This window comes from Vibrio sp. 10N.222.49.C9 (assembly GCF_041474985.1).
GTDB classification, from domain to species: Bacteria; Pseudomonadota; Gammaproteobacteria; order Enterobacterales; family Vibrionaceae; genus Vibrio; species Vibrio crassostreae_C.
Map to the genome: position 1 here is coordinate 1 of NZ_JBFRVD010000215.1, position 278 is coordinate 278.

General features: G+C 48.9%; 1 protein-coding gene. It reads right to left on the minus strand.

The window, feature by feature from the left end; genetic code table 11:
- Positions 1-278, minus strand: a 278-nt coding sequence (locus AB4585_RS22820) for an FAD-linked oxidase C-terminal domain-containing protein (protein WP_372171087.1), incomplete at both ends; no start/stop codon positions are given.

A 278-nucleotide genomic window follows, 5' to 3' on the forward strand; every position in this document is an offset into this window, starting at 1 on the left:
AAGGTCAGCGTCCTTGAAGGGCAAACAGGTTCACAAAAACCACACTCGATACAGCGATCAACCAAGGAGTCTGCGGCAGGCATCGGCTTTAGGTTTTCTATGTGTGAATGGGGGTTGTCATTGATGATGACTCCAGGGTTGAAGAGCCCTTTAGGATCAAACAAGGCTTTAATCTGCTGCATCAAGGCATAGCCTTCCTTGCCCCATTCAAGCTCTACATACGGAGCCATGTTCCTTCCTGTGCCGTGCTCAGCCTTCAATGAGCCTTGGTATTTAAC